The following is a 25,443-nucleotide window of genomic DNA, read 5'->3' on the forward strand; positions in this document are numbered from 1 at the left end:
ACTGCAACGTTACTCTGCTAACGCACAAGGAGCGCTTTGATGACCCCTCGCCTGATCGTTTCCGACCTTGACGGTACCCTGTTAGGCAGCGACCACCGGTTACATGACAGCACCATTGAGGTGCTCCAAGAGTTGGTTCGGCAGGGGCACCATTTGGCGCTGGCCTCTGGCCGCCACTACCACGATATGCGCGTCTTCCGCGACGAGCTGGGCGTGCCTGCTCACCTAATCAGCACCAACGGGGCCTACACCCACGACCCGGACGATGGCTTGGTTAGCGCGTCGCACCTCAACCCGGATCACGCCCACACGCTGATTCATTTACCCCGGCCGCCCCAAGTGCGCCTCAGCCTTTACCGGGAAGCGGGCTGGCATGTGGATGCCGAAGCGCCACACCTGCTTTCACTACATGCCTCGACAGGCTTTCGCTATGAGGTCGTGCCACCCGAGCAGATGGACGCCAACGGCGTAGGTAAAGTGCTCTATTTGGGCGACCCGGATGCGCTGGCAGAATTGGAGGCTCGGGCCCAAGCGGCGCATGGCGATGGGCTGCACATTACCTACTCCACGGTGGACTCGCTAGAGATCATGGCGGGCGGGGTGAATAAGGGCGTGGCGCTAGCGGCGTTGCTGGAGTCGCTTGGGCTCACCGCCGCCGACTGCCTGGCCTTTGGCGATAACCTCAACGACACCGAAATGCTCACCCTAGCCGGTGAAACCCATGTGATGGCCAATGCCCATCCGGCACTTTTTGACCGCGTACCCGCCGCCCAGCGTATCGGCCACCACGGTGAAGCGGCAGTGGCAACGTGCTTAAAACAGCGCTTTGGGCTGTAGCGTAGTGCGAGTTATGTTGTCCTGTGCTAGCGCTCTGCCACCTTAGTCGATAGCCGCTTGCGGTAGGCGATGTGCTCCACCATCATCTAGCCCCTAAAACGACAATCACCAGGGGCGCTTTCCACAATGACAACCACGCCTGCTACCTTAATGGTCGTCGACGATGACCCAGAAATCCGTGAGCTGCTGGCGGATTACCTGGGTCGGCACGGTTACCAGGTGCTGACCGCCGATGGGGCTGACGCTCTCTACCAACAGCTTGCCGAGCACACGCCGGATTTACTGATCGTCGATGTGATGATGCCGGGGGATGACGGTTTTACCATCTGCCGTGAGCTGCGCAAAACTAACGACACCCCCATCATTATGCTCACCGCCAGCGCTGACGATACCGACCGTATCTTGGGGCTGGAACTAGGGGCCGACGACTATATCGGCAAACCCTTCAACCCCCGCGAGCTGCTGGCGCGCATTAAAGCGGTACTACGCCGCACGCGCCCGGCGGCCGCAGCGGCCGCCCCTCATGAAGCGCGCTGGGTACGTTTTGGTGAGTGGCAGCTCGACCGAATGACGCGGGAATTAGTGGATCACACCGGGGAGCGCACCGCGCTTTCCGGGGCAGATTTTCAGCTGCTCCAGGTGTTTCTAGAGCGCCCCGCCCAGGTGATTACTCGCGATGATCTCTACACCCTGACCCGTGGCCGCGATGCGCCGCCGTTGGACCGCTCGATTGACGTGCACGTGTGTCGGCTACGTCAGCGCTTAGGTGAAGATGCCCAGCATTCACAGCTGATTCGTACCGTACGCGGGGCGGGCTACGTGCTCACGGCCAGGGTAGATGCGGCGTCGTGACGTCGTGGCGACGCTGGCTGAAACGTCACTCGCACTGGCTGCCCGGCAGCCTGCGCGGGCGCTTTGTCATTATTATGATTGCCGGGGTGCTGGCCGCCCAGGTGGCGAGCTATACCATTTGGACTTCCCAGGTGCGCGCCAGCCAGCTCGAACAGCTCGATGAGCTCTCCAGCAATATGGCGTTTAGCATCGCCTCCACCATGAAATTCTTCCGTTCGCTGCCGGTGGACTATCGGCATATCGTGCTGGATCAACTGCGCAGCATGGGCGGCACGCGTTTTTTTGTTAGCGTGAACGAGCGGCGTATTCCCGTGGCGGATATCGGCAGCGGCCCGGAAAAAGAGGTGGTGGTGAGCAACGTGCGCACCATTCTGACCCAGCAGCTCTCGATTGATGATGTGGTGGTGGAGTTCTCCCGCCCGGAAACCCTACGGGTCTTCAATAATGAAGTGCTGCTTTACGACCTGCCGCCCCGCTGGGGCCAGCACAGCCTGTTAATGGAACCCCTTTCGCCGCCCATTCTGGTGGTGCAGCTGGAGCTTGCTCCCGATACCTGGCTCTATGTCGCCACGTTGCTGGGCGTGCCGGATATTTTCAGCGGCTACCGCTGGCTCTCAGAAGAGCGGCTGCTGGCGGGCATCGTCGTGCTGCTCACCGTGCTGGCGCTGTCGCTATTGGGCATTACCAGCGTGACGCGGCCGCTGGCAAGGCTCTCCCGGGCGGCGCGTCAGTTAGGTGATGACCTGGACAGCCCGCCGCTGAAAGAGAGCGGGCCCAAGGAGGTAGCGGCCACCGCCGTAGCGTTTAACCGCATGCAGCGGCGTATTCGCGAGCAGGTGGAGGAGCGCGAGCGGCTCTTCTCTGCAATCTCCCACGACTTAAAAACGCCGATTACCCGCATGCGCTTACGGGCCGAAATGCTGGATGACCCGCTTCAGCGCGAGCGCTTCTGCGCCTCGCTGGATGAGCTATCCGAGTTGGTCAAAGGCGCGCTCGCCTCGGTCAAGGGGCTCGATTTACATGAAGAGCCGCAGCCAACGGATCTCAACGCGCTAACGACCGAGCTGGCCGAGGCGCTGCGCTTGCAGGGGGGCGAAGTGCAGGTGGCAGGGCAGGTGGCGCCACTAACGGTCAAACCGCTGGCGATGAAGCGCTGCCTGGCGAACCTATTAGAGAATGCGGTGTTTTACGGCCAGCGGGCGAGGGTAACGCTGGAAGAGCAGGCGGGCGTGGTGCGCCTACATATTCACGACAGTGGCCCTGGCATCCCTAAGGATCAGCTTGGCCGCGTGTTTTCACCCTTTGTACGCCTGGAGGTGTCCAGAAGCCGCCACACCGGTGGAAGCGGCCTGGGGCTAGGCATTGCCCGGCATATCGCCCGTGCCCATGGGGGCGATATTACCCTTGCTAATCACCCCGCAGGCGGCTTGTTGGCCACGCTAACGCTGCCTCGCCAATCAAGTGTTACAGACTTGTAATACTATGCAGGACTCGGTAACTCCCGTTATGCGGCTCGCTGTCGTACTCTGCTAAAAGCCGTTTTGCACCGCGTGTGTCACGGCATTACAACAGCGATAGCCGCCAAGCCTTTCAGGGCTGGTGTTCGCGATAACAACAATAGCAGGAGCTACCCATGCTGATTAAGCAGTTGCCCACGTTTAAAAAATCCGCCCTCGCACTGGCCTTAGCGGCAGGCACCGCCATGGCCGCAGGCACTACCCAAGCAAGCGATGTAGAAGTCCTCCACTGGTGGACATCCGGTGGTGAAGCCCGCGCGGCCAACGTCCTCAAAGAGCTACTCGAAGCCGAAGGTTACGGCTGGCAGGACTTTGCTGTAGCCGGTGGTGGCGGTGAAACTGCGATGACGGTGCTTAAATCCCGCGCCATGTCAGGTAATCCACCCTCCGCCGCGCAAATTAAAGGCCCGGAAATTCAGGAGTGGGGCGAGCTTGGCCTGCTGGGTGACTTAAATGAAGTGGCGGATGCCGAAGGCTGGAACGACCTGTTACCAGGGATCGTGGCCGATATTATGCGTTACGACGGCCAGTACGTAGCCGTGCCCGCGAACGTACATCGGGTTAACTGGCTGTGGGCCAACCCGGACGTGCTGGAAGCCGCTGGCGTAGAAATGCCCACCACCCTAGACGAGCTGTTTGCCGCCGGGGAAGCCATTCGTGAAGCGGGTTTTGTGCCGCTAGCCCACGGTGGCCAGTCCTGGCAGGACGCCACCGTGTTTGAAAGCGTGGTGTTAGGCAGCCAAGGCACCGAGTTTTACCAGCAGGCGCTGGTGGAGCTAGACCCAGAAGCACTGGGCGGTGAGCAAATGGTCGCCGCACTGGAAGACTTCAAACGCCTGCGCGAGCTTATGGATGAAGGCATGCCGGGCCGCGATTGGAACATTGCCACCGCGATGGTAATTGAAGGCGTGGCAGGCTTTCAGCTGATGGGCGATTGGGCGAAGGGTGAGTTCACCGCCGCAGGTCTGACCGCCGGTGAAGACTACCTGTGCGCCGCCGCTCCGGGCACCGAAGACGCCTTTACCTTCAACATTGACAGCCTGGCCATGTTCCGCGTGACCGATGATGCCGAGCGTGAAGCTCAGCACACGCTGGCGCGCTTGGTGTTAGAGCCCACCTTCCAGGAAGCCTTCAACCTAGCCAAAGGCTCCATTCCCGCGCGTCCTGACCTGGATATGAGCGAGTTCGACAGCTGCGCCCAGCAGTCGATGGCTGATTTCCAACGTACCGCTGAAGAGGAGGGGTTAGTGCCCAGCATGGCCCATGGTATGGCCGTTCGTGCCGACGTTCAGGGGGCTATCTTTGACGTCGTGACCAACTACTTCAACGACGCCGATATGCCCGCCGAAGAGGCTGCCCAGCGACTGGTCAGCGCCGCAGAAGCCGCTTCGTTTTAAGCGCGGCACCGTTGGCAATAGCGCAAGCACGCGCTGAACGTACGTAACCAGCGCCGCCGCAACGGCGGCGCTAGCGGTTGACTGGCGAGGAATTCCCCATGAGCGAAACCCCAACGCGCACCGCGTTGCGGCCAACGGCCTCTGGTCGGCTGCAGGCCTGGCTGCCAAGGCTAGTGCTGGCACCCTCGGTGGCGGTGTCTCTGTTTTTTGTTTACGGCTTTATGCTGTGGACCTTTGTTCTATCACTCACCAGCTCGCGCATGCTGCCCAGCTACGATTTTGTCGGGTTTGGCCAGTATGCGCGGCTGATGGCCAACGAGCGCTGGTGGGTGGCCTCTACCAACCTGATGATCTTTGGCACGCTGTTTATCGTGATCTGCTTAGTGCTGGGTGCGCTGCTGGCGATGCTGCTGGATCAAAAGATTCGTCAGGAGGGCGCGCTACGCACGGTGTATCTCTACCCCATGGCGCTGTCGTTCATCGTCACGGGGGTCGTGTGGAAGTGGCTGCTGAACCCGCAGCTTGGCATCCAGGCCATGGTGCGCAGCTGGGGCTTCGAGTCGTTCGAGTTCGACTGGATCGTTGATCCGGATATGGCGGTGTATACCCTGGTGATCGCCGCCGTTTGGCAGGCCTCTGGCTTCGTAATGGCGCTCTTTCTCGCCGGTCTGCGCGGTATCGACGATAGTATTATCAAAGCTGCCCAGCTTGATGGCGCGAGCCTGCCGCGCATTTACTGGCGGGTGGTCATGCCCTGCCTGCGCCCAGTGGTGTTCAGCGCAGTGATGATTCTGGCCCACATTGCGATCAAGAGTTTTGACTTGGTAGTGGCGCTCACTGGCGGCGGGCCGGGTTATGCAACAGACTTACCCGCCACCTTTATGTACACCCACGCCTTTAACCGTGCGCAAATCGGCCTGGGCTCTGCCAGTGCCATGCTGATGCTCGGCGGTGTGCTGGCCATCCTGATTCCTTACCTCTACTCCGAACTAAGGAGCCGCAAACATGGCTAATGTGATTCGTCGCCAAACGCCTGCGGCCAAGTTGTGGCGGGGCGTGCTGTACGCGGTGCTGGTCATCGCTGCGCTGTTCTACGTGCTGCCGCTGGTGGTCATGCTGATGACCTCCATTAAGCCGCTGAGCGAAATCAGCGCCGGTACGCTGCTGTCGTTACCGCAAAACCCAACGCTGGCCCCCTGGACAAAAGCCTGGGGCGAAGCCTGCACCGGCATGCGCTGCGAAGGCGTGGGCGGTTATTTCTGGAACTCCTTTGCCATCGTCATTCCTGCGGTGCTGATCTCCACCGCCGTGGGAGCGCTGAACGGCTATGCCCTGACCAAATGGCGCTTCAAAGGCTCCGAGCTGGTGTTTGCGCTGATGCTGTTTGGCTGCTTTATTCCGTTTCAGGTGGTGCTGCTGCCTATGGCACAAACCCTGGGCTGGCTGGGGCTTTCCAGCTCGCGGGCGGGACTGATCCTGGTGCACGTGGTGTTTGGTATCGCCTTTACCACGCTGTTCTTCCGCAACTTCTACGTGGGCATTCCCAACGAGCTGGTGTCGGCGGCCAAGCTGGACGGTGCCGGGTTTTTCCGTATTTTCTGGCGCATCCTGCTGCCGGTGTCCGCCCCTATCATCGTGGTGTCGGTGATTTGGCAGTTCACCCAAATCTGGAACGACTTCCTATTCGGCGTGGCATTCTCGGCACACGATACTCAGCCGGTTACCGTGGCGCTCAATAATCTGGTGAACACCTCCACCGGCGTGCGCGAATACAACGTCGATATGGCCGCCGCCATGATTGCCGCGCTGCCCACCCTGGTGGTGTACGTGCTGGCGGGTAAATATTTCGTACGTGGGCTGACGGCAGGCTCCGTAAAGGGCTAATAACAATAGGATTTTGATAATGGCAGCGTTAGAGATTCACAACGTACGCAAAGAGTTTGGCAGCGAGCGGGTGCTGAAAGATGTCAGCATTTCCATCGATTCCGGCGAGTTTTTGATTCTGGTGGGGCCATCCGGCTGTGGTAAATCCACGCTGATGAACGCCATCGCAGGCCTTGAACCGGTCACCAGCGGCAATATCTATATCGACGGCGAAGACGTCACTTGGCGCACCCCCGCCGAGCGCGATATTGCCATGGTGTTCCAGTCCTACGCCCTGTACCCCAGCATGACCGTACGCCAAAACATCAGCTTCGGCCTAGAGATGCGCAAAGTGCCCAAGGCCGAGCGGGAAGCCGCCGTGGAGCGGGTGGCCGATCTGCTGCAGATTTCCCACCTGTTAGAGCGCAAGCCCGCCCAGCTCTCCGGCGGCCAACGCCAGCGGGTGGCCATGGGCCGCGCCCTAGCGCGGGAGCCTAAGGTCTATCTGTTTGACGAGCCGCTCTCAAACCTGGACGCCAAACTGCGCGTAGATATGCGCACCGAGATCAAAAAGCTCCACCAGCGTTTAGGCACCACCATCGTCTACGTTACCCACGACCAAGTAGAAGCCATGACCCTGGCGGACTGCATCGCGGTGATGCGTGATGGTCATATTCTGCAGTTAGGCAGCCCTGATGAGGTCTATAACAACCCGGTGGATATGTTCGTAGCGGGTTTTATGGGTTCACCATCGATGAACTTCATCCGCGCTACGCTGGAAGCCGACGGCGATGGCTATGCACTGCGCATTGCCACCCCCGACGAAGCCGACCTGCTACTGCCGTGGCCAGCGGCCCGCCATACGGCAGGGCTAGTGGAGCAGCTCGACAAGCCGGTGATTCTCGGCCTGCGGCCTGAACACTTTAGTGAAGAGGATGTGCGGCTGAGCGAGCAGGCCGAAGGCACTCTGCTGGAAGCCAAGGTGAGCGTGGTGGAGCCGACCGGTGCCGATATTCTGCTGCGCCTGCCGCTGGGCGAGCAGGAGATTACCGCGCGGGTTGGGCCGAAGTGTGAGGTGTCGCCCGGTGAGCGCTTGGCGCTGAGGGTCGATATGTCCCGGGCGGTGCTGTTCGATGCTGAAACCGAGCAGCGGCTGGCTTGAGCCGCTGGGTGAGCAGTGTTAATCGTGGTTGCGCGCGGCGGGGGCGGGCTCTTTATCAAGCCGCTTGATCTGCCGCCAGAGGTCTTGGCGAAGGTCGGCTAGTTTGGGCTGCTCTTCTGGTGTAAACGCCACCGGGCGGCACAGCCGCTGAGCGCGCATACCGAGGCGGGCGCTCAGCAGCCCCGTCGCTAAGCCTTGGCCGGCTCTTGCTGAAAGGCGGCCTGCCAAATCTAGCGAGAGCATGTCCATGCTGGCATCGGTAGCCAGTTCGCTGGCGCCTGCAAACGCCATGTTATGCAGCACGTGGCGAAATAGCCGCAGGCGGCTGGCGTAGCCAAGTTCCAGGCCGTACAGGCGGCTCAACCGATCCACCATGGCAAGGCTGCGCCACGCCACCAGCGCCATATCCACCAGGGTTAGCGGGGAAACCGCCACCATGATGGCGGTTTCCCCCGACATGCGCGTAATCAACCGCTGAGCTTCCCGGTCACGGGGGGCTAGCAGGTGGTAGCGCAGCAGGGTTTGAATCTCTTCACCGCTATGGTGAGGCTGGCACGCCCGCTGAAAGGCCAGCCAGTGCGGGTCGTCGTTGCTCAGTGCAAGCTGCTGTTTTAACTGAACGGCCATCGCCTGGGCCTGCTGGCTGGAGCGCTGGGGAAGCTCGGCTAGGTTGGCCCGTAGCTGATCGTGCCGCTTTAAGCGCCGCAAACGGCCCAGCTCCTTGAGAAGCGATACGCCACCCAAGCCAATCAGGCTAATCCCAAACAGCTGCCACGCCATCGCCATCCAATGGGACTGGGACAGCGCGTCAGGAATGCCGGTTGCAAGCTCTACCGTGCCGAGTGTGGCTCCGCCTGCCAAGGCGAACATCAGCCCCCAGCGGCGCTTGCGGGGCGCGCCAAGGGTCTCTTCCGGCAGCGCTTTGAGTTCGGCTTGGGTCGCCAGCGGCTGGTGCGATTCAGTCGCTGCAAATCGTTCATGCTGGCGCAGGGTTTCCTGGGCAGGTTCGGGCGGCGCTTCGGTGTGGAAGTCGCGGCGGGGCTGAGGGTTGCTCATATCAGTTTGTCTCCAATCAGCCAGTCAATCGCGGCGTCCATACGGATGTGGGGCAGTGCCTCGCTATCGGCGGGCATCGGGCGGAAGCTGGGGAAATCAAACCCTTGCTGCTGCCAAAAATCGGCTTTGGGCAGGCGGCTGGGCACATCGCCGGGGTACACCAGCACGTCTTCGCCTTCTAACGTGGTGCCTTTCAGCGCTGGCGTTCGCTTGCCATCATGAAGCACTTCGCGGGCCTCGGTGGCGCGAATGGCCGCCAGCGACAGCGCTTTCACCGGGATATCGGCAAAGCGTAAGTCTTTCAATGGCTCCGCCAGCAGCGCTTCTAACAGCTGCACCACCTGGGTGTGCTGGTCGGGGGTGACATGGTCCGCTTTGGTAGCGGCAATGGCGAGGCGGTCGATTTTGGGAGCGAACAGGCGGGTCAGCAGGCTGCGCTTGCCGTAATCAAAGCTCTTCATCAGCTGTTGCAGCGCGCGGGAAAGATCCTCGAAGCGCTCCGGCCCGGCATTGAGCGCGCCCAGCACGTCCACCAGCACAATCTGGCGGTCAAAGCGGCGGAAGTGGTCGCGGTAGAAGGGGCGCACCACCTGCTGCTGATAGTAGCGAAAACGCGCCGCCAGGGTGGCGTAGAGGCTCGACTCGGGCAGGGCGTCGAGGGGTTCTTTGGGAGTATCTAATCCGGGCAGCGGGAAGAACTGCAGCACCGGTGCGCCATCCAGCTCGCCGGGCAGCAAAAAACGCCCTGGCTGCAGGTCAGAAAAGCCCGCCTGCTTGGCGCGACGCAGGCCCAATGCGTAGGCCTCGGCCAGCGTGGCGAGCTGTGCTTCATCGGCTTCTGCCGTAGGGTCTAGCTGCTCTGCCTCGGCCAGCCATTCGCTAAACAGTGCCCGGCGATGAGGGCCTTCGTGCTGGGCTTGGCTCTGGCTCCAGCTGTAGAAGTCGTGCTGCAGCAGCGGCAAATCCAGCAGCCATTCGCCGGGGTAGTCGAACAGATCCAGCGTCAGGTGAGCGATATCCGGAGTGAACCAGCCCTGCTGGGCAGGGCGGTAGCGCAGCTGTAAACGCAGCTCGCTAATGCCGCGGGTGGGCTCGGGCCAGCGCGGCGGTGTATCTCTCAGCGAGGCCATGCCGGGGTCATAGGGGAAACGTGGCACGCCTAAGTCCGGCTGATTTAAACGCTGCGCGCCTAGCAGTCGGCCTTCACGGGCAACCGGTAGCAGGTCTAACTGTGCTTCTACGCCTGCATGGCGTAGTTGGTTCACCAGCGAGGTTAAAAACGCCGTTTTACCCGCTTGCGAAAGGCCCGTTACCGCCAGCCGCAGCTGCCGGTCTCGGCTTCGCTCTAACATGTTGCTCAATTCGCGGCTTAACGGCTGGCGCATCCTGTCGCTTCCTTCATCGGGTGGGGCATCTTGGCAAGGTAGTCGAGCGTTAGCGCTGCCACATCAAGACAAGCTGGGAGAGCATGGGCAGGGTCGCAATGATAAAACCGACGACCGCGAGGCTATAGCCGGGCCAGCGGCGCTGCATTTTTTGCGCAAGCGTTAAGCCAACCAAGCACACCACCATGCCGATCAGGTTAAAGGCAAGCGTGGCTGCTTCCAGCCATTGCTGTGGATCCATCGTCGCTCCTTGGGGGTATCAATGGCCTGATCATAGCAAAGCCTTGATGAACCGATCATTAACCGCGGCTTATTGTCGTCCCTAGCAGGTGCTGTGCCCCTGGTACTAACCAGACGGGGTCAAGGCGAGTATTGGCGGCTTCAACGCATAAAAAGTGTTTGGCGGCGTCGGCGGGTGTGTCGCTAGGCAGGTCGCTATCCGGGTGCCAGACGACCGTGGAGTCGCTGGACTGCTTGCCGATGCGCAGCGTGCGCTGGCCGTCGTTGAGCAGCACCGCTTCATTGGTGTGATAAATACGGTCGACTGGGCCACGAATCGCCAGCGTGCCCTGTTGCTCAGATTCAGCAAAGTCACGCAGCTTATCCAAATAGCGCGCGCCTGCTAGGCCTTCTAAGTGGCATTGATGCGCCTCATTAACGGCCAGGTAGGTATGCAGTGCGCCGCTAGTTTTGATCGGAGCATCGCCAATGTTTTCGCTGATGATCTCAACGTTTAGCCGCTGGGCGTTGGCTTGAATGACCACGCGGGCGGTGAGCTGGCTATGTAGGCGCTCTTCCGGCGAGAGGTGCACTTCGATGCCTTCGGCGTGGTCATCAACGGCGTCCAGGCGCCACATGGCGTGGCGGGCAAGCCCGTGGAAGGGGCCGGTACGCTCAGGGCTCTCATCGGCGTAGCGCTCGTCGGCAAACCAGGGCCAGCAGAGCGGAATGCCGCCACGGATCGCGCCCGGCAGCGCCTGCGGCGTTGGCGTCACCCATAGCCAGTCGGTGTCATCGGCGGGCTGAAAGTGCAGCACCTGCGCGCCCTGCAGGCTGATCGCCATTTCCCCCCAGACCATGTTGAAGAGCGCGACGTCACGCCCCTCCCAGGTGACCCGTTGATGACCATCAACGCTGCTAAGTAGCTGTTTAAGGGAGTCGGGAATCATAAGAGGATCCTTGTGGGAAAAGGCAACAAATGGGCAGAACAGTAGCGCCGTGTGCTATGGTAGGACAAGGATAGGTTGAAGGTAAAACCCCAAGCTGAGTGAAACCAAGGAGGTTGTATGAGCTTTATAGCATGGTTAATTATTGGTGGTTTAGCTGGCTGGATTGCTGGCAACATCATGCGTGGCGGTGGTTTTGGTATTTTAGGCAACATCGGCGTGGGTGTGGTTGGTGCGCTCGTCGGGGGCTTCTTATTTAGTTTGCTGGGTTTACAGGCGGGTGGCTTTATCGGCTCGCTGGTCACGGCAACCGTGGGGGCGGTGGTCTTGCTATGGGTCATTAGTAAAGTCAAAAGCGCTTAGCGCACGCTGCTCTTTGCGGTAATCGCTGCCCGGCCTTTGTGCCGGGCAGCGCTGTTTTGTGCGGCTGCTATCGGTCTTAGCCGCAGATTCCGTTACACTATGCCGCTTTTGGCGGCCTCGTTGGTCTGCTCTGGTTGGTTATGGCTTTTATTGATCGCTTTCTGTTTCTTCGAGGTGTCTTTTGGTCGACGCACTAAATGCCTGGTGGGCTCAACAGCTGGTGCTGTGTGATTGGGCTTTTACACCGCACCCACTGGCGGTGGATGCGGTCGCGGCGGAGCAACGCCTGCTAGAACTGGGTATTACAGATCGTGGCGCGTTGGCAGACCAGCTGTTTTTTGCACTCGGCGCACCATCAGGCAGCGCCGATCAGCTGTTGGGCGCGCTGGAGTGGGCAGCACTCGCCGGGGCGGCGGGTTGGCTAAGCCAGGCTCAGGCGACGAACTGGGCACACCACTTAACACGGCGCATCACTTCTGACTACAGCGATCAGCGAGCGTGGCTGTCGGATCTACGTCGTGCGCTGGGGGCCAAAGGTTGGGAAACTGGCGCAGATGACCGTTTTATCGACGCCTGCCAAGCACTGGCAGATCTAGAGAGTGAAGGTGAAGGTATCACATGGCAAGCTCTGGATACTGAGCTAGCGCAACGCCCTGCACCGGCTTCGCTATGGCCGCAAGCCCCAGAAGCTCAGCCTTGGCGGTTGGGCGCGCTGTTTCGCCCAGTGGTGAGCTACCCGGCTAGCGCCGCCGACTGGCCCGATGCCAGCGAGTGGTTAGGGCACATCTGGCAAGTGTATGACCGCGAGCAACTATTAGAAGTGATGCTATGGCTAAGCGCCCAGGGTGAGCGCCAGCGCTGGGATATTGAAGCCCGCGAGCTGCTGACCATGGATCGCGCCCAGCGCCAAGAGTGGCAGCGGGGTGCGGTGAACGATGCTCCCTACGCGCCCGTGCTCACTGCGTTCGTCAATCAGGGCGAGCCGTTGGAGTGGGCCGCCTGGGACTGGCTGCGGCTAGTGGAGCTCGCCTGGGCTGGTGCTTGCTGCGGCTGGCTAAGCCAGGCGGAAGCGGACGACCTAGCGGCCCATGCGGCTGACCTCGTGGGTCGTCGTTACCACGACTGGCACGCAGTACTGAAAGCCTACATGCGCGGGCAAAGCCTGTTCGAGGGCGTTGATCGCCGGGGGATGACACCCAGCGCCCGCCACAAGCTGTTAATGCATGCTGCCCATAGCCCCTGGAAGCACTCGCTGGGTGCATTATTGGACGAGCCGACTCGCCAAGCCTCGCGTACGCGTATCAAAGCGTGGCGCAACACGCCGCACCATTGGCTGCTCGCCCTGGCTGGCGTACGCGAGCCGGATGTCATGCTGCGTCAGCTCAATCCCTCGGCCCCGATTGCCGAGCAGCGCCGCGCTGATGCCGCCGTCTACCTACAGGATTCACTTGGCCTGCATGCAGATGAAGGCCATCAAGTGCTGGCGCGCTATTGGCTACCCGCCCAGGCCCACCACCTCAACCAACTAGCGGCGGATGCCGTTCACGGCGTGCTGCCTCCGTCGCAAACGCGCTTTGGCCAACCGACCCCTGATGAGCTAAAACAGCGCAATGCGGTGAAAGGGGTGAGCCGCCACGCCGCCACGATTCACATGGCCGAGAAGTTTGCGTTCTACCTGCACATGGCCCTCGATAGCGGCCTATTCGAGCGTGAGCCACTGATGCAGCACGCCAGCGCCCTACGGAGCTGCCTATGCCGTTTTTATGCCACGCCCAAGCGCCTGCTAGAAGCCTGGTTTGCCTGGGAGAGCTGCCTGCCGGAGCCGGAACATGACTCGCTGATCAATGAAATTGCTTGGCACCTGGAAGACCCTGGCAGCTTGTTCCATTGGCTGGATTGGCGGCCAGATGCCTGGTGTGAGCCTGGCGAACGGCCCACGCTGAGCCATTTTACGGCGATGTCGTTGGTGGGGCCGCTGAACAGTGCGGTGTGGAGCGAGCCGCAGTTGGAAAGCCTTCGTGAGTGCGCCGATATTCGCGAATGGGTAGAGAGCCACTACCACCTCACCAGCGCCGACGATATGCAGGAGTTTTTAACCTTCATGCTAGAGTCGGGTGACCGCCAGGAGTACCAGATCAACTACGCGCCCTACACGCTGAATCCTGAGCGCCTAGCAGCAGAAATCGACATTTTGGAATCCGGCGGCTGCGGCGAAGAAGAGCGCCACCACCTGCTACGCCTGCGCCGTGTCAGTACCAACGAAGATGGCTGTAACGATGTCGACATGGCCGCCTGGGACATTGCTCAGCTCGTGGATCTCGCTATTGCGGCACGGCAGCTAGGCTGGCTCGACAAGCAGGCGTTTGCTGAGGTGCTCGACCGCGCCTACCAATTAGCGGCGGATCACTACTCCGGCTGGCAGGAGTATGCGGGTGGCATGTACGCAGGCTTCTCGTTTTTTATGGGCGAAACCCCCGAGCGGGAGAGCTTTTTAGCGGGCTTCCGGCAGGCGCTGGTGGCGTGGCTATGCGGCGCGCCGGTGCTGGCCGGCCCCTGGGCAAGCCTTGATTTTCCGGGCAATAAGCCGCGCCATTTTGCGCCGCTGCATATTGATACGCTGCCGGGTGATCAACGGATTCTACATTAGACTCGCCAAGCATAGGACAACTGGCTTATAGTCCAGGGTTTATAAAAATGAGTTTTCTCATGCTTGGGTCTTTTCCATTTTTCATTCTGTCACGAGGTTAATCGCATGGTTGCGTCGCCACACCCCGCTGTGACCGCTGTCCGTGTTGTAAGTGTTTGTGTTGTCGTTGCTTTGTTAGCTGGCTGTGCAGGCTCCGCCTCACGTCAGGGCATGGAAGCCCCTGAGGATTATTTCTCGATGTCGCTTCCGGGCATGGAGGGTGCTACTCCTCAAATGTCGCCCGTTGACCCCATTAATGCGCAGTTGCGTAACCTGCAGACGCCCCCGCCAACGGTCGTTCGCCAAGCGCTGTTAGAGCAGCATCAGCGGTGGGCCGGAACGCCTTATCGGATTGGAGGGACGACGGATCGAGGGATCGACTGCTCTGCCCTGGTAAGAAACGTTTTCCGCGATACCTTTGACGTTGAGTTACCCCGTACTACCTATGATCAAGTGCATGAGGGACGCCCGATCGACCGCCAAGAGCTGCAGGCGGGCGATCTGGTCTTCTTCCGCCCCCCTGGACGCTACAATCACGTGGGCATTTACGTCGGCAATGGCTATTTCCTCCATGCGTCCACATCCAAGGGCGTGATTATTTCACGTTTAGATAATAGCTATTGGCAGCGCTACTACTGGCAGTCGCGTCGTGCCCTAGAGCCGACCAATCTGGCCCAGCTCAGCAGTCGTTATACGCCGTAAGTGTCGGCCGTGCGCGTCGGTCAACATTGGAAAGGACATGATTGAAGCAAAAACGCGCGCCTGGTGGCGCGCGACGGCGGCCCTATGTTTAGGGTCGTTTTTGGTGTTTATTAACCTGTATGTGCCGCAACCGCTATTGCCGGGTCTGAAAGAGGCTTACGGGGTTTCCACCTTAGGCGTCAGTCTGCTGATGTCGGTATCTACGCTCTCTTTGGCCTTGGCGCTTCTGGTGTTTGGGCCGCTCTCCGATGCCATTGGCCGCGAAGGCATTATGCGCATCACGTTGCTCCTGGCGGGTGGTTTGTCGCTTGCCTTAGCTTTTGCGCCTACCTTCGAGAGTTTATTGTTTCTGCGTTTGCTGCAAGGCTTCGTGCTCGGCGGCTTACCCGCCGTGGCCATTGCCTGGATGGGCGACGAGTTCGATAAAACTGCCTTGCTGAGCGCCGTGGGACTCTATATCGGGGCCAATTCGTTAGGCGGTATTAGCGGGCGTATTGTCGGTGGCGGGGCGGCGGCAATAGGCGGGCCTAGCGCTGCGTTCCTCGCGGTGGGGGCCATGACCGTGGTGGGTTGCATCATCTTCTGGCGGCTATTGCCCAATAGCCAAGCCTTTGCGCCTAAGCGCTTTCAATTACGCCAAGCGGTGGGGGACCTGCTCGGTCATTTACGTTCCCCTGTGCTGCTTGCCGCCTACTGCTTGGGCGGCATTAACTTCCTGATTTTTATTAATCAATACAGCTATATTACTTTCCGTTTGGCGGATGCACCGTATCAACTGGCGGCCAGCGGCCTGGGACTGATCTTTCTCACTTACTTAGGCGGCACCTTTGGCTCGACAGTGTCGGGTAAGTTGGCGGGTCGCTTTTCCCCCGCCAGCTGCATAAGTGCGGGCATTGTGATTCTCATGTTAGGCACCGCCGTGACTCTGGCGGACTCGCTGGCGCTCATCATCCTAGGCTTAACCATTAACGCCTTCGGCTTCTTTATGGCGCACTCATTGGCCTCTAGCTGGGTGGGGCGATATGCCCAAGGGGCACGGGGCAGCGCCTCGGCGCTCTATCTGGTGTTTTACTACCTCGGTGCCAGCATTGGCGGATTTTGGCTAGAGCCTTTTTGGCGCTGGTCCCAGTGGCAGGGCGTGGCTATCGGCTCGTGGCTGCTGCTGTGCGTGACGTTGGCCATTGGTGTTGGCTTATGGCGCTTTGAGCGCCGTGCTGCTAACACGTAAGCTGCCACCTGCCAGATGCCACTGTTGATGGCACAGCCGGTTGAGTAGTGCTGTGTCGTGACTAATCACGATGACGCCAAGCTGGTGGCGTTCAGCGTGGGCTTTGAGCGTCTGCCATAGCGTCAGCTGAGTGATCGGATCCAGCATGGTGGAGATCTCATCGGCCACCACATAGCGGACACCGGGGGCGAGGGCGCGCAGCACGCACACTCGCTGTAGCTCGCCGCCGGAGAGTGCGCTGGGAAAACGCTTAAGCCATTGCGGCTCAATCCCAAAAGCCTCCATCAATGTATCTGATGGTGTCCACGCTTCCCTCAATATCTTTCCTACCCGCCAGCGCGGGTTCACCGCCAATTCAGGCGACTGCGGCAGCCGCTGCACGGGGCGTCGTCCACGTTTAGGCAGCGGAGAGCCATCTATCGTCACGCTGCCGTGGTGGGGCGTGAGCTGGCCTGCCAATAGCTTGCCAAGCGTTGATTTTCCCGCTCCAGAGTCACCGCTGAGCCCTAACCACTCGCCGGGCGCAAGGCGTAGGGAAATATTCGTTAGCAGGGGCGAGCCTGACGCAAAGTGAAACGATAGTTGATGGGCTTCAAGCAAATGCTGGCTCCTGGCGCGCGAATCTGGGCTGCGTGCTGAACGCGTTTTCCGGTAGCGCCTGCCACAAGGTTCGCGCATAGCAACTCATAAGCTGCTCGCCCTGGCCTTGGAAAGCCTGGGCAGGTGCGGTTTCCAGCGCTTGGCCCTGGCGAATCACGGAAACCCTGTCGGCAATGGTAAGGGCATGGCGCAGATCGTGGGTAATCAGCATCACCGCTTTGCCCTCTAGGGCGATAGCTTTTAGTGCTGCCAGCACACGGTCGCGTTGGTTGGGGTCAAGGCCTACGCTGGGCTCATCGGCAATCACCAGACGTGCGTTGCCCACCTGGGCCATAGCGATGAGCACCCGCCGCGCCATGCCGCCTGACAGCTCGTGGGGGTAGTGGGTAGACGCGTGGCTAAGCTGATAGCGGCTCAATAGCTCATCGGCGCGCTGCTGGGCGGCTGAGCGACCAAATCCTGCCCGTTGGGCCGCCCAGCGTACCTGATGCTGGCTGCGGGCGAGCGGGTCAAGAGCATTCAACGATTGAGGAATGAGCGCCAACTGATGCCCCCTCAGCTGCCGCTGGCGCGCTGGTGTTAAGTCCTCCCCCTGGAAGCGCAGCTCTCCTGCGACCCGTGCCGCTTGGGGCAGTAGCCCCATAATGGCGTAGGCCAGCAGGCTTTTACCTGCGCCTGACGCACCCACCACAGCATGCACTTCGCCCGGCTGAAGGTGCAGCGAGAGCGACTCGATACAGGTGGTCCACTCCCGTCGCCACCAGCGGGGGTAGTAGGGGAGTTGCAGGGTTAGCCGGTCAATGGTCAGCATGGCAAACTCCTTGTTAAAAATCGCGATCTTTACAGCGCTTTGCGCAGCATCGAGGCGAAGCGTTCAATCGCCAGTACCATCAGCAGTAAACCCAGCCCAGGAAACACCCCTAGCCACCAGTAGCCGCCGGTAAGGTAGCGCATGGCGTCGGCCAGTAATACGCCGATGGCGGGCTGGGTAGGGTCTAAGCCAACGCCTAAAAAGGTCAGGGCTGCTTCATGCAAAATGGCGTGGGGAAACAGCAGCAGTGCGCCGACCAAGCAGTGAGGCAGCACATGGGGCAGCAAGTGGTGCCAAACAATAAATCCTTGGCGTTTGCCAAACCCTTTCGAAATCGCCACATAAGGGGCGTTTCGCAAGCTGAGTAGCTCGGCTCTGAGCAAGCGGGCAAGGCTTGGCCAGTGGGTCAACGCAACAGCGATAATGACAGCCTGGGTGCCGCCGCCCAGGGCAAAGGCGATCAGCAATAGTAAAATCAGGTGTGGCACGCTCAGCAGCGTATCAATCAGTAAGCTCACCAGCGCATCCAGTATGGGCGAGAGCATGGCGAGACTCGCCAAGCTTAAAGCAACCAGCGTGCCCAACAGTGCCGCGCTCAGCCCTACCCCAAAACTCAAGGCAAGCCCCGCCAGCGTGCGGGCCCAAAGCTCTCGCCCTAGGGCATCGGTGCCCAGCCAGTGCTCGGCGCTGGGAGGCATGAGGCGGGCCCCGAACTGCATGTGCAGTGGGCTATCTCCCAGCCATAGAGAACTGCTGAGCAACAGTAATACCAGCAGGCCAAACACACCTGCATAGCCTGCTGCGACCAGGCGCGGCTGGCTATTCATTAGTGCGGTCCCGTGCGATACGTGGGTCGGCCCACTGGTAAAGGCCATCGGCGATGAGGTTGCCAATACTCACAAATAGCGCGGTAAATAGCGCTATGGCGAGCAGTAGCGGCACATCGCTTCGCAAGCCAGCGGCGACGGTCGCCTGCCCAAGTCCAGGGTAAGCAAAGACTTGTTCAACCAGAAGGGAGCCGCCAAATAGCTCGCCGAGAGAGGCAAACGCCAAAGTGATCGCTGGCAGGCTGGCGTGGCGCAAGCCGTGGCGCCAGGCGATATCGAAACGGCTGGCGCCTTGGGCAAAGGCGTGCAGCGCCGTATCCGAGCGCATAAACGCCGCCATCTTGGCCCGGGTATGTAGCGTGATGGTGGCAACGCCTAACAGGGCGAGGGTGAGAGTAGGTAAAAGGAGATGGTGCAGCTGCGTGAGCAGCGTTACCTCTTGGCTCAGCACGCCCGTGGGTCCTGCGCAGCAGGTGGGGGTCCAGCCCAAGGTGACGGAGAAAAGTAGCAGCGCCAGCATGGCGAGCCAAAACGTGGGCGTCGAAGCAGTGATATAAGCATAGCCGCTGATCAAGCGGTCCAGCAGGGAGCCCTCTTTGCTTCCTGCGGCGATGCCGAGTACTACGCCAAGTATCAGCGAGAGCAGCCAAGCGCTCAACAGCAGAAAAAACGAGCGCTGGAAGCGCTGGTTGATGACGTCACTCACCGGCTGGTTGTAGATATGGCTCCAGCCCAGCTCTCCGCTAAGCAACTGTTGCAGCCAGTGGTGAAACTGCACACTGGCCGGGGCGTTAAACCCCCAGCGTTCGGCAATCAGCGTGCGCTGCTCAGGGCTGACCTGGGCCATTTGCGGGCCAAGGTAGGCATCCACCGGGTCGATGGGAGATAGCATCATCAGCCCAAAAGAGACCGCTGCGACACTTAGCAGTACCAGCAACAGCCGAAGTAGGCGGCTCGCTAGCCAAACCGTTAATCGCACGTCCAGCGCCACTCAAGCAAGTTGGCGGTGACCGGCCAGCCGTGGCCGTGAGGGGCAACGCCCAGTTCGCCCAGGTCGAGGCAGCGGTTGGTGGCATACACGTGGGCAAGGTTGACCATCCAGGCCCAGCTGGTGTCTCCCTGTACCCCATAGCCGGTATCGCCGTCCCATTGGGCGGCTTGCCAATGCTGATTGGCTTCTTCGGTGTTAGCCGCCGCTTGGGCGGCATCCAGGTGTTGGTCGACCGCCTCGTTGGCGTAGTAACCACTGTTGTAAAAACCGAACCCGGCATGCTCGCTATGGAAGAGGTAGTACACTTCCTGCGGACTTTGGCTGCCAAAGCCAAACACGATGGCGTCTTGGTGAAGCGCCTCACGTTGGATCTCGTCCCAGTGGCGGCCGGTGGGCTGTATCTCGATGCCGAGCGGGCGCACCATCTCGGCACTCACCTGGGCGAGCTGTTGGCGGGTGGTGTCGCTGGTGGGGTATGTGAGACGAAAGCGTGCAGGTTGGCCGTTTTTATAGCGCAGTCCATCCTCTTCTTTGCGTACCCAGCCTGCTTCATCTAGCAGGGCGTTAGCGCGGGAAAGGTTGGGCGTCGGGAGCTTCTCATCCTTATGGCTCCAGGGAAGACCATCAGCAGGGCCAAAAGCGGGGCGACCAAAGCCGTTTAGCGCAACGTCCACCAGCGTCTCACGATCAAGGGCTAAATTGACCGCCTGGCGAATGGCGAGGTCGGCAGTGACGTTATTACCAATCGGCGCGCCGTTGTCAGCTTTTTCGCCCGTGGCGGGCTGCATAGGGAACAGAATGCCTCGGTTATCGACGCTCTTCATAATCACCCGATGCATCTGCTCAGGGATGTTCTCTGCCAGCGCTGGTGGCACCGCAGCGAGATCCACCTGGCCTGCGTGAGCTGCACTTAGGGTGGCGGCTTCATCGGTAAACAGAAACACCAGACGCTCGAAGACCGGCGCGGGGCCGTAAAAGTAGGGGTTCCGCTCAACAATCAGCTGCTCACCCTCTTGCCACTCCACTAACCGGTAAGGGCCTGAACCCAGCGGCTGCCTGCCATACTCGTCGCCATAGCCGTTTTCTCGCTCGGCGTTGGGCACGATACCCAGCGTCATCAACTGGTCGATAAAAGTGATGCGCGGTGCTTTGAGGGTGAATTCGACGGTGTTGCCGTCGACCGCACGGGCACTCTCTAATGCGCTGAGATCCGCTCTACCGCCTGCCTCGGCGGCGGCGGTGAACGTAAAGGCAACGTCTTCTGCGGTTAGCGGGGTGTTGTCTGAAAAGCGCACGTCCGTGCGTAAGGTGAGAGTCCAGGTAAGGCGATCTTCAGAAAGGGACCATTCTGTGGCTAGGCCTGATTGCGGGGTTAAGTCCTGACCACGGGTAAGCAGCGTAGACTGAAATAGAGGGCTGCCGTACTGACCCCAGCCCAACAGCGGATCAAACCCTTGCTCCGGTTCACCACCAATGGCAAGCACTAGCTGGTCTTTGGCCAACGCTGGCGCGCTTAGCGCTACGCATGTGGCTGCTAGAGCCAGTATGATAGTGCGACGCATGGGACACCTGTTCACGGCTGTTGGTATGATGTTTTTACAATAACATCATACTATCGGCGCTGGAAGTTGCGGCAGAGCACTACACCGGATAGGCGAAGGAGAGAGTATGCAGCGGGTAACGGTAACGCTGGATGAGGAGCTGTTAAGCGAGGTCGATGCGCTGATGGCGCTGCGCGGCTATCAAAATCGCTCAGAGGCCATTCGTGACTTGACCCGCAACGGGTTAAAGCAGGTGAAAGAGGAGGTTGCACCCAATGCGCCGTGTATGGGAGCGCTGGTGTATGTGTATGACCACGCGGCGCGAGATCTCTCTAAGCGCCTGACTCGTCACTCTCATGACCATCACGATTTAACGCTCTCAACGCTGCATGTGCATATCAATCACGATAGCTGCTTGGAAGTCGCACTCTTAAAGGGGCAGGGGAGTGCACTGAAGCAGTTTGCCGATGAGGTGACATCATCGCGTAGCGTGCGCTATGGTCAGCTTGTGTTGATTCCAGAAGAGTCAGCATCACATAGCGGCCATTAAAATAAAAAGGGCGGCCCATTGGCCGCCCTTTGTGGCATGCAAGAGCTTAGTGCTCTACGCCGCCTTCGCCGTGAACGTGGCCGTGCTCGGCTTCTTCCTGGCTTGCTTCGCGTACGGTCGCAATTTCAACGTCAAAGTTGAGGTGCTGACCCGCCAGCGGGTGGTTGCCATCAACCACAACGGTGTCGCCTTCAACTTTCTTGACGGTAACCATGAGCGGGCCGCCTTGGGTTTGCGCTTGGAACTGCATACCTGGCTCAATGCTTTCAACACCTTGGAAGGCATCACGCGGTACTTCTTGCATCAGCTGCTCTTGAACTTCGCCGTAACCCTCTTCAGGGGAAACTTTAACGTTCAGTTTGTCCCCAGCAGCACGACCTTCAAGCTCTTTTTCCAGGCCCGGAATGATGTTGCCAGCGCCGTGGAGATACGTCAGCGGCTCGCGGCCTTCAGAACTGTCTAGCACCTCACCTGCATCGTTGGTCAGGGTGTAGTGGAACGCGACAACCGAGTTTTGCGCAATTTGCATTGAATAACCTTTCGGTGAGTGCATGTCCCAACATGGTAACGCGTGTGGGCCAGCTTGTCAGGGGGTAAGCGGGCTTTTTCCACCTCCACGCCTTTAGCGCTATTGCGCCGGGGGGTGTGCAGGGATACCCTACAGCAATTAATTTTTCTCTTAAAATAACACTCACCGGAGCCTGTTATGACTATATTCTTAATTTGGGTTATCGCCTTTGTACTGATTGCTTATTTTGCTAATAAGCGTTGGGAAAGCGGCGTTAGCCAGGGGCTAGATAAAATGCTGCCAAGCGTGCTGAAAAGCCATGGCGACAACCGCTATTTGTGGGTGGTTGCGTTGGCCGTATTGGGTGCTACAACTTTGATTCGCCCTGTAGATGTGCTGCTGGTGGCGATTTTGCTCGCGGTGATTGCATTGGTAGTGATGAAACTTGCCAACTGGGCAAGCAGTAAAGTCGCTCACTAAACGCGATTTGTTGCTCCAAACACACAGCCGCCCGGCCAATTTGGCCGGGCGGCTGTGTGTTTGGCAACTGTCATAGCGTCAGCTGCATAGATAGTGCTTTTACTTAACGAGCTAGACCTTAGTAGGCCGCGATTTAGTACGGCGCTACGCTCAGATTAGCACCACTACCAATTAGGCGAACCCGCTGACCTGCCTGGAACTGACGATCAGCACTTTGCACCACCACTACATCGGTACCATCATCACGACGGATTTCCATTTCCAGTGCATTCACGCGGTTAGCGCGATCTTCAGTAGCGGTACCCGCCACCGCGCCACCTAGCGCCCCTGCTACGGTGGCGAGCTGACGCCCTGAGCCGCCGCCGATTTGGCTACCTAGCAGGCCGCCAATGATGGCACCACCGCCACCGCCTAGTAGGTTTCCGGTACGGCTGTCGGCCTGAATCTGTACCGGACGAATAGCCACGATAGTGCCATAGCTGACGCTCTGGCCCGTTTGCGCTTGATTGCCACGGTATACATCACCAGAGTAGGGGGCAGTGTTGGCGCAGCCAGCCAGTGTGAGAATGCTTAACGCGGCAACAGGTAGTAAACGTTTCATTAAAACCTCCAGTGGGTATCAGCATCTATGGCCGTGAATCGGTCGCAAGGCGTTGCGTACAATTTATTTTAGAACAGCGTTCGTTAAAAGATAACGGAATTGTACAGCTTTGACCAGCCATCCAGAAAAAAGGTCATAAAGTAGAGTGTAGGTAGGCATTAAGAAAGCAGTGTGCAAAAATTTTGCACGCGTTTGGGTTAATCGCAAAGTATTAAACGGAAGGCAAAAAAACAGGAGGCCGAAGCCTCCTGGAGGTATTGCGAGTAAGGTTGATTAACCGAACTGATTCATGGTGTTGTCTTTGCCGCCCGCTTTCAGCGCTGCGTCGCCATGGAAGAACTCTTTATGATCGTCACCGATGTTAGAACCTGCCATGTCCTGGTGCTTAACAGTGGCGATACCTTGGCGGATCTCTTGACGCTGCACACCTTCCACATAGGCCAGCATACCTTCGTCGCCAAAGTAGCCCTTAGCCAGGTTGTCGGTAGAGAGCGCTGCGGTGTGGTACGTGGGCAGTGTAATCAGGTGGTGGAAGATACCTGCTTCGCGAGAGCTGTCGCGCTGGAAGTTACGCGTCCACTCGTCGGCCAATTGACCAAGTTCGGTGTTGTCATATTCCACGCTCATCAGCTTGTCGCGCTGGTAAGCCGAGACATCCTTACCTTCTTTCTCCCAGGCATCAAATACCTGCTGGCGGAAGTTCAAAGTCCAGTTGAAGGAAGGCGAGTTGTTGTACACCAGCTTGGCATCCGGCACTACTTCGCGGATGCGGTTTACCATGCTGGCAATTTGGCCAACATGGGGCTTCTCGGTTTCGATCCATAGTAGGTCGGCACCGTTTTGCAGGCTGGTGATACAGTCCAGTATCACGCGGTCTTCGCCTGTCCCGGGTTTGAACTGATAGAGCCCAGAAGCAAGGCGCTTGGGCTTCACCAACTTGCCGTTTTGCTTGATCACCACGTCGCCGTTATTGATATCGTCGGCGTTCTCAATGACATCGCCATCCAGGAAGCTGTTGTACTGGTCGCCCAGGTCACCCGGCTCGTTGGTGACGGCGATCTTTTGGGTCAGGCCAGCGCCCAGAGAGTCGGTGCGGGCTACAATCACGCCATCTTCTACGCCTAGCTCTAGAAAGGCGTAACGCACGGCGTTGATTTTCGCGAGGAAGTCTTCATGGGGAACGGTGACTTTACCGTCCTGGTGGCCACACTGCTTCTCATCCGATACTTGGTTTTCAAGCTGGATACAGCAAGCACCTGCTTGAATGAATTTTTTGGCCAGCAGGTAGGTGGCTTCAGCGTTACCAAAGCCAGCGTCGATGTCGGCAATAATCGGCACGATGTGGGTTTCGTAGTTGTCGATTTTACTGGTCAGCTCTTGCTCTTTAGCGCTATCACCTGCGGCTTTAGCGTCATCCAAGGCGCGGAACAGGTGGTTAAGCTCCCAGGCATCCGCTTGCTTCAAGAAGGTATAGAGCTCTTCGATCAGGTGCGCGACCGAGGTTTTCTCATGCATGGACTGGTCGGGCAGCGGGCCGAACTCGGAGCGCAGTGCGGCCACCATCCAGCCGGAAAGGTAGAGGTAACGGCGCTTGGTGGTGCCGAAGTGCTTTTTAATAGAGATCAGCTTCTGTTGGCCGATAAAGCCGTGCCAGCAGCCCAGAGATTGCGTGTACTGTGAGGTGTCGGCATCGTAGGCGGCCATGTCGTCACGCATAATCTTGGCCGTGTAGCGGGCAATGTCCAAGCCGGTGTGGAAACGGTTCTGAGCACGCATGCGGGCGGCGTATTCAGGTTTGATCGCTGACCACTTGCCGCCTTGAGCTTCGCGCAGTTGGGCCATGGCTTTGATATCGTCGAGCAGTCCTGACATGAGCTGATTCCTCCGGGGTTATCGTCGTTCGCATGTTAGCTTATTCTTATGCTGCACTTGCGAGATAGATTCCAGCATTGTTCAATTTCGCGGCGCTGTCTCTACGCCAATCGTCTCTAAGTAAAACGTCGCGGCTTGGCGCTTCGCTTCACACAGCGTCAATGTCTCCGAAGAGGTGCTCACTAACGCTGCAGTGCAATAACTATCAACTAGGCGAGGATAATCAACAATTGTCACTTGGGGGCACACGGCGTTGTAGTCCGACGACAGCGACTACGCCAAACGCCCTGTTTGTGTAGTCGTTTTTCGTCATAGGAATAAACATTGGCATAAAAAAAGCGCCACACAGGGTGTAATGCCAGTCAGTTAAGAGTTTCACCAATGAGCTGACAATGCGATATTCCGGTATCAGTGATTCTCTGATACCGGATTTTTATGCATTTTAGTC

The 25,443-nt window shown here is 59.1% G+C and carries 25 protein-coding genes; 13 read left to right on the forward strand and 12 right to left on the reverse strand.

What is annotated here, in order from left to right:
• Window positions 1-39: 39 nt before the first annotated feature.
• From ACIGG6_RS03840 to ACIGG6_RS03870, 7 genes are all read left to right on the forward strand, one after another.
• Complete coding sequence (locus ACIGG6_RS03840) at window positions 40-837, forward strand: Cof-type HAD-IIB family hydrolase (protein ID WP_399842398.1); 798 nt, start codon at window positions 40-42, stop codon at window positions 835-837.
• A gap of 126 nt (window positions 838-963) precedes the next feature.
• The gene (locus tag ACIGG6_RS03845; protein ID WP_399842400.1) at window positions 964-1,689 is read left to right on the forward strand and encodes a response regulator; all 726 of its coding nucleotides are present in this window, start codon (window positions 964-966) and stop codon (window positions 1,687-1,689) included.
• A gap of 74 nt (window positions 1,690-1,763) precedes the next feature.
• Window positions 1,764-3,167 carry an ATP-binding protein gene (locus tag ACIGG6_RS03850; RefSeq protein WP_285262831.1) on the forward strand — a complete coding sequence of 468 codons (1,404 nt, stop codon included), beginning with the start codon at window positions 1,764-1,766 and terminating at the stop codon, window positions 3,165-3,167.
• Window positions 3,168-3,322: 155 nt separating this feature from the next.
• Entirely contained in the window at window positions 3,323-4,603 is a 1,281-nt protein-coding gene (locus ACIGG6_RS03855; RefSeq protein WP_399842402.1) for an ABC transporter substrate-binding protein, read from the forward strand.
• A gap of 98 nt (window positions 4,604-4,701) precedes the next feature.
• On the forward strand, window positions 4,702-5,616 hold the full coding sequence (locus ACIGG6_RS03860; RefSeq protein WP_253505931.1) for a carbohydrate ABC transporter permease: 915 nt from the start codon (window positions 4,702-4,704) through the stop codon (window positions 5,614-5,616).
• Window positions 5,609-6,487: a carbohydrate ABC transporter permease gene (locus ACIGG6_RS03865; protein ID WP_253017051.1), complete on the forward strand. Its 879-nt coding sequence runs from the start codon at window positions 5,609-5,611 to the stop codon at window positions 6,485-6,487. The genes ACIGG6_RS03860 and ACIGG6_RS03865 overlap by 8 nt, the downstream gene beginning before the upstream one ends.
• Before the next feature lie 19 nt (window positions 6,488-6,506).
• Entirely contained in the window at window positions 6,507-7,628 is a 1,122-nt protein-coding gene (locus ACIGG6_RS03870; protein ID WP_159341552.1) for an ABC transporter ATP-binding protein, read from the forward strand.
• A gap of 18 nt (window positions 7,629-7,646) precedes the next feature.
• On the opposite strand, the gene ACIGG6_RS03875 is transcribed toward ACIGG6_RS03870, so the two are convergent.
• The 4 genes from ACIGG6_RS03875 to ACIGG6_RS03890 are packed head-to-tail and all read right to left on the reverse strand — an operon-like array spanning window position 7,647 to window position 11,238.
• Window positions 7,647-8,684 (reverse strand): YcjF family protein, encoded by a 1,038-nt coding sequence (locus ACIGG6_RS03875; protein ID WP_399842406.1) that lies wholly within the window; start codon window positions 8,682-8,684, stop codon window positions 7,647-7,649.
• Window positions 8,681-10,069: a YcjX family protein gene (locus ACIGG6_RS03880; protein ID WP_399842408.1), complete on the reverse strand. Its 1,389-nt coding sequence runs from the start codon at window positions 10,067-10,069 to the stop codon at window positions 8,681-8,683. The genes ACIGG6_RS03875 and ACIGG6_RS03880 overlap by 4 nt, the downstream gene beginning before the upstream one ends.
• 49 nt (window positions 10,070-10,118) lie before the next feature.
• Window positions 10,119-10,310, reverse strand: a complete 192-nt coding sequence (locus ACIGG6_RS03885; RefSeq protein WP_058576924.1) for a hypothetical protein — start codon at window positions 10,308-10,310, stop codon at window positions 10,119-10,121.
• 58 nt (window positions 10,311-10,368) lie between these two features.
• Entirely contained in the window at window positions 10,369-11,238 is an 870-nt protein-coding gene (locus ACIGG6_RS03890; RefSeq protein ID WP_399842412.1) for a D-hexose-6-phosphate mutarotase, read from the reverse strand.
• Window positions 11,239-11,355: 117 nt separating this feature from the next.
• On the opposite strand from ACIGG6_RS03890, the gene ACIGG6_RS03895 reads away from it, so the two are divergent.
• The 4 genes from ACIGG6_RS03895 (at window position 11,356) to ACIGG6_RS03910 (ending at window position 16,214) form a co-directional block, all read left to right on the forward strand.
• Window positions 11,356-11,598: a GlsB/YeaQ/YmgE family stress response membrane protein gene (locus ACIGG6_RS03895; protein WP_253505936.1), complete on the forward strand. Its 243-nt coding sequence runs from the start codon at window positions 11,356-11,358 to the stop codon at window positions 11,596-11,598.
• A gap of 181 nt (window positions 11,599-11,779) precedes the next feature.
• Entirely contained in the window at window positions 11,780-14,245 is a 2,466-nt protein-coding gene (locus ACIGG6_RS03900) for a YbeU/YbeR family protein (RefSeq protein WP_399842415.1), read from the forward strand.
• A gap of 105 nt (window positions 14,246-14,350) precedes the next feature.
• Entirely contained in the window at window positions 14,351-14,986 is a 636-nt protein-coding gene (locus tag ACIGG6_RS03905; protein WP_399842418.1) for a C40 family peptidase, read from the forward strand.
• 37 nt (window positions 14,987-15,023) lie between these two features.
• Complete coding sequence (locus ACIGG6_RS03910; RefSeq protein WP_399842420.1) at window positions 15,024-16,214, forward strand: MFS transporter; 1,191 nt, start codon at window positions 15,024-15,026, stop codon at window positions 16,212-16,214.
• Here the strand turns inward: ACIGG6_RS03910 and ACIGG6_RS03915 are convergent.
• From ACIGG6_RS03915 to ACIGG6_RS03935, 5 genes are read right to left on the reverse strand one after another with little or no spacing between them, the layout of a single operon-like run.
• Window positions 16,179-16,814, reverse strand: coding sequence for an ABC transporter ATP-binding protein (locus tag ACIGG6_RS03915; protein ID WP_399842423.1), 636 nt, complete (start codon window positions 16,812-16,814; stop codon window positions 16,179-16,181). The genes ACIGG6_RS03910 and ACIGG6_RS03915 overlap by 36 nt on opposite strands.
• Entirely contained in the window at window positions 16,807-17,625 is an 819-nt protein-coding gene (locus tag ACIGG6_RS03920; RefSeq protein WP_253502411.1) for an ATP-binding cassette domain-containing protein, read from the reverse strand. The genes ACIGG6_RS03915 and ACIGG6_RS03920 overlap by 8 nt, the downstream gene beginning before the upstream one ends.
• Window positions 17,626-17,654: 29 nt before the next feature.
• Window positions 17,655-18,452, reverse strand: coding sequence for an ABC transporter permease (locus ACIGG6_RS03925; RefSeq protein ID WP_273424340.1), 798 nt, complete (start codon window positions 18,450-18,452; stop codon window positions 17,655-17,657).
• Window positions 18,445-19,431: an ABC transporter permease gene (locus tag ACIGG6_RS03930; RefSeq protein ID WP_399842427.1), complete on the reverse strand. Its 987-nt coding sequence runs from the start codon at window positions 19,429-19,431 to the stop codon at window positions 18,445-18,447. Before ACIGG6_RS03930 ends, ACIGG6_RS03925 begins: the two co-directional genes overlap by 8 nt.
• Complete coding sequence (locus ACIGG6_RS03935) at window positions 19,422-21,005, reverse strand: ABC transporter substrate-binding protein (protein ID WP_399842430.1); 1,584 nt, start codon at window positions 21,003-21,005, stop codon at window positions 19,422-19,424. The genes ACIGG6_RS03930 and ACIGG6_RS03935 overlap by 10 nt, the downstream gene beginning before the upstream one ends.
• A 106-nt stretch (window positions 21,006-21,111) precedes the next feature.
• On the opposite strand from ACIGG6_RS03935, the gene nikR reads away from it, so the two are divergent.
• Complete coding sequence (gene nikR, locus ACIGG6_RS03940; RefSeq protein ID WP_044627811.1) at window positions 21,112-21,534, forward strand: nickel-responsive transcriptional regulator NikR; 423 nt, start codon at window positions 21,112-21,114, stop codon at window positions 21,532-21,534.
• 46 nt (window positions 21,535-21,580) lie between these two features.
• On the opposite strand, the gene ACIGG6_RS03945 is transcribed toward nikR, so the two are convergent.
• Window positions 21,581-22,063, reverse strand: a complete 483-nt coding sequence (locus tag ACIGG6_RS03945) for an FKBP-type peptidyl-prolyl cis-trans isomerase (protein WP_253502419.1) — start codon at window positions 22,061-22,063, stop codon at window positions 21,581-21,583.
• Window positions 22,064-22,240: 177 nt separating this feature from the next.
• Between ACIGG6_RS03945 and ACIGG6_RS03950 the strand changes: the two genes are divergently transcribed.
• Window positions 22,241-22,522 carry a hypothetical protein gene (locus ACIGG6_RS03950; RefSeq protein WP_062373619.1) on the forward strand — a complete coding sequence of 94 codons (282 nt, stop codon included), beginning with the start codon at window positions 22,241-22,243 and terminating at the stop codon, window positions 22,520-22,522.
• 133 nt (window positions 22,523-22,655) lie between these two features.
• Here ACIGG6_RS03950 and ACIGG6_RS03955 read toward each other — a convergent pair whose 3' ends face one another.
• Window positions 22,656-23,123, reverse strand: coding sequence for an outer membrane lipoprotein (locus ACIGG6_RS03955; protein ID WP_083026594.1), 468 nt, complete (start codon window positions 23,121-23,123; stop codon window positions 22,656-22,658).
• 273 nt (window positions 23,124-23,396) lie between these two features.
• On the reverse strand, window positions 23,397-24,995 hold the full coding sequence (locus tag ACIGG6_RS03960; protein ID WP_083026592.1) for an isocitrate lyase: 1,599 nt from the start codon (window positions 24,993-24,995) through the stop codon (window positions 23,397-23,399).
• Window positions 24,996-25,443: the final 448 nt, after the last annotated feature.

The organism is Vreelandella lionensis, from assembly GCF_044543515.1.
GTDB classification, from domain to species: domain Bacteria; phylum Pseudomonadota; class Gammaproteobacteria; order Pseudomonadales; family Halomonadaceae; genus Vreelandella; species Vreelandella lionensis.